Origin of the sequence: Kocuria sp., from assembly GCF_030536815.1 — a bacterium.
Classification (GTDB): domain Bacteria; phylum Actinomycetota; class Actinomycetes; order Actinomycetales; family Micrococcaceae; genus Kocuria; species Kocuria gwangalliensis.
Genome location: NZ_JAUNPE010000156.1, coordinates 1 through 4,752 on the forward strand (window position 1 = coordinate 1; position 4,752 = coordinate 4,752).

Sequence of the window (4,752 nt, forward strand, 5' to 3'; positions counted from 1 at the left end):
GTGAGGCCAACCGCGACCTCTACTCGGACTGGCTCCGCTTGGCGTTCTGCAAGCGCTCGGAGGTGCTGCGCAAGGCTATGGCCGATCTCGCGCTGTCGCTCTGAGACCCAGAACCAGTAGCCCGGAACACACGGGACCGGCTTCTAGGACGCCCGGTCGGCAGAGCTCTCAGTGGATTCCTCATCCGGGGTCTCCTCGACGTACCAGAGCACCGTTTCACCGTGGGTGCTGTGCTCGAAGCGCTGCAATCCTGTCGGCCACTCGGGTTCCTCGGTGCGCCCGGATCGTTCCACCACGATGACCGCTCCCGAACCGAGGTGCCCCACCAGGCGCGCCAGCAGCACCGTCAGGTCCTCATTGGGCAGCGGGTACGGCGGATCCACCAGCACCAGGTCCCAGCGATGACTTCCCTGCCGCGCAAGGAAGGTTGCCACGGGAGACTGCACCGTGGTGATGAGGGCGTCCGGTCGGGCGCTGGCGAGCACGTGGGCATTGGCCCTGCACACCGACGCTGCCCCGGCGGCCTTTTCGACCAGGGTCACCTCACGCGCTCCCCGGCTCACCGCCTCGAGTCCAAGGGCTCCCGAACCGGCGAACAGGTCCAGCACCCGGGCGTCCCGGCACATACCCCATGCGTCCAGGCGTGCGAACAGGGATTCCTTGACGCGGTCGGTCGTGGGTCGGGTGGCCGACCCGGGGACCGACTTGATGCGCAGCCCACCTGCGGTTCCGGAAATGATGCGTGTCATCCGCGCTCCAAAAATGCTTGGCTGTTCTCGTCCACCACGCGACCAATGGCGGTTAGCAGTTCGGTGTGCCGGGCCAAGTGCGGATCCTCGGCAATGACCGCTTCGGCATCCTCCCGGGCCCGGGCCACCAAGGCCTCGTCCCGCAGGGCACTGATCCAGCGCAACCCGGACTTTCGACCGGACTGGGACGCGCCCAGAATGTTACCTTCGCGGCGCAGCCGGAGGTCCACTTCCGCGAGTTCGAAACCGTCCGTGGTGGCGGCCACCGCGGCGAGCCGTTCGCGGCCGGGATGCTCGGGGTCGCTGCGGGTCACCAACAAGCACGTGCTCTCGTGCTCGCCACGGCCGATGCGCCCGCGCAACTGATGCAGCTGGGAGATCCCGAAGCGCTCCGGGTCCACCATGATCATCAGCGAGGCGTTGGCCACGTCCACTCCCACCTCGATCACCGTGGTGGAGATGAGCACGTCGATCTCACCGGCCGCGAACCGGTTCATGGTCTCGGACTTCACGAGCGGATCCTGGCGGCCGTGCAGCACGGCAATGCGGGCGTCCCGCAGCTCCGGTTGGGCGCTGATCAGCCGTTCGAGCCACTGGACGGTGGCCGGTTCCGGGCCGTCCCCATCATCACCCGCCTCCTGGGCGGCGAGCAATGAGCCGCGCAGCGAATCGAAGGGCGGGAGGGCGGCGTCGTCGCCGATCTTGGGTGCCACCACGTACACCTGGCGGCCGCGCGAAATGTGCTCGCCCGCGAGCGCCCACACGCGGCGTTCCCACGCGGGGCCGTGCTCGGCCAGGCCCACCACGTGGGTGTGGATGGGGCGGCGGCCCCCGGGCAGCTCGCGCAGGGTGCTCACGTCCAGGTCGCCGAAGACCGTCATGGCCACGGTGCGCGGGATGGGGGTCGCCGTCATGACCAGGGTGTGGGGCGTGTGCCCGGCCTTGTCGCGCAGCGCGTCGCGCTGTTCCACGCCAAAGCGATGTTGCTCGTCCACGACCGCCAGGCCGAGGTCCGCGAACTGCACTTTCTCCTGGATGAGTGCGTGCGTTCCGACCACAATGCCGGCCGCGCCGCTGGCGATGTCCAGGAGCGCGACGCGTTTGGCCGCCGTGGGAAGGGAACCGGTCAGCAACACGACCTTGGTGCCGTCCGGGTCGCCGTCGAGTTGATCGGGGCGGGCGAGCGGGCCCAGAGAGGTCACGATCTTGTCGTAGTGCTGCTGGGCGAGTACCTCGGTGGGCGCAAGCATGGCCGCCTGACCCCCGGTGTCCACGATCTGGAGCATCGCGCGCAGGGCCACCACGGTCTTACCGGAACCCACGTCGCCCTGGAGCAGGCGGTTCATGGGGGCGGTGCCGGCCAGTTCGGCCCGGATCTGCTCACCCACCGCCTGTTGACCGTCCGTCAGGGTGAACGGCAGGGCGGCGTCGTAGCGGGACAAGAGCCCGTCCGCGCGGGCGGGGCGCTCGGCGACGGGCTGGGACGCGTGCTCATGACGACGCCGCGCGAGTTCCGTTTGCAGTACGAAGGCCTCCTGGTACCGGAAACGCTCTTGCGCCGCCTGGAACGCGTCCACGGATTCCGGGCGGTGCAGGTCACGGTAGGCCTGCGCGAGGCCCACGAGTGTCTCGCGCTCCAGGATGTGCTGCGGAATCGGGTCCGTGAGCGAGTCCAGGTCTGCGGTGAGCAGCAGTTGCTGGACAGCGCGCGTGATCCGCGGGGTGGTGAGCTTGCCCCTTTCCGGATACACCGGGATGGGGTAGACCTCACCGGATTGGGACGTGAAATCCGTGACGGAGTCCGGGGTGTCCACCACGGCGTAATCGGCGCCCGTCATGGACAGGTGGCCGCGGTAGAGTTCGGGCTTACCCGTGAACAGCGCGTGGGTTCCCACCGGCAATTCTTTCTGGGCGGTGTACGCGTTGAAGAACGTGATTTTGAGGCTGGCCCCGGTGCCGTCCGAGACGATCACATCGGTCAGGCTGCGGCGCGGGTCCCGCTGCATGCGCCGCGTCGAGGAGGATTCCACGCGGGCCACGAAGGACGTCCGTTCCCCGGCGATCAGATCACTCAGCAGCTGCAGGTGGCCACGGCGGATGTAGCGGCGCGGCGCGTAGTCCAACAGCCCACCCACGGTGGTGATGCCCAGATCCTTCTCGAGCAACTTGACCGTGGCGGTGGGTGCATTACCGGGAATGTAGCGGGACAGCGGTTGGTCCAGGAGCCCGGCGAAGGCCGAGACCCGCGCGGCCCCGCTGGTCACGGGGAAACCCGGTGGTCGTCGGGTCCCAGCGAGGTCACGCTCACGTTGACCGCGTGCCCGTGAGCGCGCATGAGCGCGAGTGCTTCCTCGGGGTCTGCGACGTGCACGTGAACGCGCCACGTGTATTCGTCGTTGTCCGATTCGCTCACCGCGCTGACCAGCACGCTGTCTCCGGCGCTGTCCAGTTCGTGGCGCAGTTCGGCGGCATCCAGGGCGGAGAGTTTCACGGTGCACATGACCTCGAAGCCCGCGCAATCATGGTTGTCCTGGTATCCGGTGTGGTCGGAATAGTCTCGGATGATGTCCGGGACCGGGTTGTGCCGTTGCTCGTCCCCTGTCAGGGCTGCCCTGAGCTCGACCAGCACGATCAGCATGCCCAGCGCACCGGAATCCACGGTGCCGCGTTCGTGCAGGACCGGCAGTTGCTCCACCGTGTCGATCACCGCGTGGTTCCCGCGGGCGATCACCAGGTCCAGCCAGTCGGAGAGCTGCTGATTGGAGCCGTCCGGGGAGGTCTCGGGCAGGGACACCTTGCTCACGGCATCGAGAACGGAGATCATCGTTCCCTCCACCGGATCGGTGAGGGCCGACCAGCAGCGGACCTGAGCGGCGGAGAACGCATCGCGCAGTTCGCCGGCTGTGACCCGCATGGACCCTTCGAGGGACGTTCCCATGGCGGTCAACGTCAAGGCCATGAGCACGCCCGAGTTTCCGCGGGCCTGTTCCAGAGCGGTGCGGCCGGCATGTTGGAGCAGCTCGCCAATGTCATTGCCTTCGATCAGCTGTGCCGCCTCGGTCGCGTAGCCCACCGTGGTGCTGAGATTGACGCCGGTGTCCGAATCGGCCACGGGAAAAACATTGAGATCATTGAGCACGTCGGTGTGCTCCGTCAGGGCACGGTGCGCGGAATCCAACCAGTCGCGCACGGCCGATACGGTAGAGCCTCCTTTATGGCTCAAAATGATCCCATCCTTCACCCACGTCGTAGCCGAGCCATTGGCTCGGATCCTGCCCGGCAATGGTGACGGCGCTGTCCCCGGGGAACGCCTGTCGGCGGTCCGCGGGCGCACACGAGCCTATCGCACGCATCCCCGGGGGAACCTGAACACCGGGCGGAATGACGGCCAGCAGTCCGTGATCCTCGCCGCCGGTCAGCACCCAGCGCCACGGGTCCGCACCCGCGGCGTGCCCGGCCTCCGTCAGCATTGCCACGGACTCCTGCAGCGCGACCGGATCCAGGTCGATGACGACGCCGCTCGCTCGCGCCACGCGGCCGGCGTCCCGTAGCAGCCCGTCGGAGATGTCGATCATGGCGCTCGCCCCGGCCCGTGCCGCTCGTGGCCCCGCACCGATCGGGGCGCGGGGACGCAGTTGTGCGCGTTCGAGCTCTCTCCGCTCAACCTCGGGATAGTGATCCCAGCCGGTGCCGGGCGGAGCTTCCAGCGAGCAGAGCCCGGCAGCAGCGTGTCCGAGAACGCCCGCGTGCACTAGGGTTCCCCCCGCGCCCGCTCCTGAGCGCAGTACGGGCTCCCCGCGCTCCATGACCCCCAGGACCGTAGCGGTCACGGACAGTTCTCGCCCGCGCCCCAGATCCCCACCCACCAGGGCGCATTCCGTGGCGCCGAGCCTCTCGAAGGCTTCCGTCAGCCCGGCGGCGAAATCCTGCACCCAGCGCACGGGGGTGTTCCCGGGCAGGGTCAGCGACACGACCATGGACGTGGGAACCGCTCCCATGGCGG

General features: G+C 68.3%; 4 protein-coding genes. All 4 read right to left on the reverse strand.

Annotated elements, in window-relative coordinates:
- Nucleotides 1-143 precede the first annotated feature (143 nt).
- Nucleotides 144-749: a 16S rRNA (guanine(966)-N(2))-methyltransferase RsmD gene (rsmD, locus tag Q4E95_RS11130; protein ID WP_303383372.1), complete on the reverse strand. Its 606-nt coding sequence runs from the start codon at nt 747-749 to the stop codon at nt 144-146.
- Entirely contained in the window at nt 746-3,013 is a 2,268-nt protein-coding gene (locus tag Q4E95_RS11135) for an ATP-dependent DNA helicase RecG (RefSeq protein WP_303383373.1), read from the reverse strand. The genes rsmD and Q4E95_RS11135 overlap by 4 nt, the downstream gene beginning before the upstream one ends.
- Nucleotides 3,010-3,939: a DAK2 domain-containing protein gene (locus tag Q4E95_RS11140; protein ID WP_303383374.1), complete on the reverse strand. Its 930-nt coding sequence runs from the start codon at nt 3,937-3,939 to the stop codon at nt 3,010-3,012. Before Q4E95_RS11140 ends, Q4E95_RS11135 begins: the two co-directional genes overlap by 4 nt.
- A gap of 22 nt (nt 3,940-3,961) precedes the next feature.
- Nucleotides 3,962-4,752 (reverse strand): thiamine-monophosphate kinase (locus tag Q4E95_RS11145; protein WP_303383375.1); only part of this gene is annotated, 791 nt, incomplete at its 5' end.

What these genes read in the sequence shown, in the direction of transcription:
- rsmD (WP_303383372.1), bottom strand. Translation starts at nt 749, where the DNA reads ATGACACGCATCATTTCCGGAACCGCAGGTGGGCTGCGCATCAAGTCG.